The sequence below is a fragment of the Undibacterium sp. GW821-FHT11H02 genome, from assembly GCF_058808015.1.
This window is the reverse complement of the sequence record NZ_JBXARG010000043.1, coordinates 1-2,954: the sequence shown is the minus strand read 5'-3', so window position 1 is coordinate 2,954 and position 2,954 is coordinate 1. Positions and strand designations below refer to the sequence as shown.

The following is a 2,954-nucleotide window of genomic DNA, read 5'->3' as shown; positions in this document are numbered from 1 at the left end:
GCGCCTGGTGCGCCTGGTTCTACGGTCGTTACGGTCGGTTTGTCATTGTCCGTAATGCCACCAGCGCCGGTCACGCCAGCGATCACCAATGGTAAAGTTTCTGGTGTCACTGACTCCAAGGCCACATCGTCAATCGTTGCTACCGTGACCGTGAAGCTAGATACACCCGCTGGAACGATCAAGTTACCACCGACTAAAGTGACGCCATTGCTAAACGTTGGCGTTGTGTTGTAATCACTGCCTGCGGTCGCTGTGCCACCACCTAAGGTGTAAGCATAGGTTGAAGTGTTTGACGTCGTACCCGATAAGGTGACGGTGTAGACCAAGTTAGTGCCTTCGACCACATTGTTATCACCTGCACCTGGTGCACCTGGTTCTACGGTTGTTACGGTCGGTTTGTCATTGTCCGTAATGCCACCAGCACCGGTCACGCCTGCAATCACCAACGGCAAGGTCTCTGGTGTAGCCGATTCCAAGGCCACATCGTCAATCGTTGCTACCGTGACCGTGAAGCTAGCCACACCGGCTGGAACGATCAGATTACCACCAACTAAAGTCACGCCGTTGCTGAACGTTGGCGTTGCGTTGTAATCACTGCCTGCGGTCGCGGTACCACCACCCAAGGTGTAAGCATAGGTTGAAGTGTTTGACGTCGTGCCCGACAAGGTGACGGTGTAGACTAAGTTATTACCTTCGACCACATTGTTATCACCTACACCTGGTGCGCCTGGTTCTACGGTCGTTACGGTCGGTTTGTCATTGTCCGTAATGCCACCAGCGCCGGTCACGCCTGCAATCACCAATGGTAAAGTTTCTGGTGTCACTGACTCCAAGGCCACATCATCAATTGTGGCTACCGTGACCGTGAAACTATTCACACCAGCTGGAACGATCAAGTTACCACCGACTAAAGTCACGCCATTACTGAACGTTGGCGTGGTGTTGTAATCGCTGCCCGCGGTCGCGGTACCACCACCTAAGGTGTAAGTATAGGTTGAGGTATTCGACGTCGTGCCCGATAAGGTCACGGTGTAGACTAAGTTATTACCTTCGACTACATTGTCGTCACCTGCGCCCGGTGCACCAGGTTCTACGGTCGTTACGGTCGGTTTGTCATTATCCGTAATGCCACCAGCACCGGTCACGCCCGCAATCACCAATGGTAAAGTTTCTGGTGTCACTGACTCCAAGACCACATCATCGATTGTGGCTACCGTGACCGTGAAGCTAGCTACACCAGCTGGCACAATCAAATTACCACCGACTAAGGTGACGCCATTGCTGAACGTTGGCGTTGTGTTGTAATCACTGCCTGCGGTCGCTGTACCACCTAAGGTGTAAGCATAGGTTGAAGTGTTTGACGTCGTGCCCGACAAGGTCACTGTGTAGACTAAGTTATTACCTTCGACTACATTGTCGTCACCTGTACCTAACGCACCTGGCTCAATTGTACTAATCGTTGTTGATGCCTTTAGAGTCACATCAATAGCACCATTCACAGCATCGCCGTCATAATCCGTCAATGTATAACTTAACGGCAAACTCAAATCTGTAAAGTAATTATTTGCAGTTACTGCGGAAAGTCCAATTCGGAACTGGCCAAGTGAATCTGTGACTTCTAGTTTCGTAAAATACAAAGCGCCGTTTTGCAAAGGAATATTAAATGGTACATCCGCATTACCAGAACCATTCACACTTCCTGAGTAGGTCGACGTATTGCCGGATGAATCAATCGCAACAGTCACCGTCCAATTCAGAGTGTATGCACCACTACCCTGCCCTTCAACCAACATGTTTAATCCACGAACCTGACCATCATTACCCATCGGATCTTTAAAGGTCATCGACAATTTTTCATTTGGATCGAACCAGTTCCCACCAACCCCAATCCAACTCGCATTCGTGTTCACAGTAGATGCGCTACCAACACTATCAAACGAAGTCATACTGTTGATCAAATAACCGCCAAAACTCAAATCCACCTGATTAATATTGCCGCCACTAATCACGGTATAGGTTGAAGTTGACCCTTCAATACCTAATCGACCGAGGGTATTTAACAACTCAAATGTGTATTTAGGATGATTATTGGCATCAAGATCATTTGGGTTAATCTGCGCCCGGAATACCAAAGTGCCATCCGCGATCTGCCCGGTGAGTAAACCTGAACCGTTATCCACGTAAATCACAGGTTTTCCTTCATAAACTAAAGAAGGTAATGCTGCCGTATTCCATTGCACGGAAGTCACATCATTCGAGACTATCGCTTGTGACAAGAAGTTTGATTCGAAATAAGCACCATCGTTATTCGTTACTATCGTTAAATTACCACTCACTGTAGGTGCGTCATCAAACACCGTCACGTCAAATGCCGTGGTAGATAACTGAGCACCACTTCCATCCTTAGCAATCAAATTCAATGGGATATTCTGACTATGATTTTCACCGGCGATAATTGCATGATCTAATGGACGGACTTGCTTGAACACATAGCCATCGTTCCCCGAATTCACAGTTACGGTAAATACCGTCCCTGAACTTGCAGTGCTAGCGGTCAAGGTACGGCTTGACGTATTCCAAGAATAAGTCACAACTTCGCCATTCGATGTCAATCCAGATGCTTGAGTATCATCGATAGATAAAATCAGTCCAGAATAAGCACTCGAGATCGTGCCGGCATGTGTAATGTCATTGGCACCGACGGCATCACGGTTTTCTTCTACATCATCGTCATCACTAATCACATTGGTCATGGTAATACGATCGAGAATACCACCGGCACCTGTAACACCACCGATCACCAATGGAACAGTCTCAAGCGCCGCAGCATCAACGACGGCATCATTGATCGTGCCTACCGTGACCGTGAAACTAGTCACACCGGCTGGAACGATCAAGTTGCCACCGACTAAAGTGACTCCATTGCTGAACGTCGGGGTCGTGTTGTAATCACT

At 48.3% G+C, this 2,954-nt stretch carries 1 protein-coding gene; it reads right to left on the bottom strand.

From position 1 onward, the window contains the following. A partial coding sequence (locus AC1RR2_RS20855; RefSeq protein WP_493224211.1) for a beta strand repeat-containing protein occupies positions 1 to 2,954 on the bottom strand: 2,954 nt, incomplete at both ends.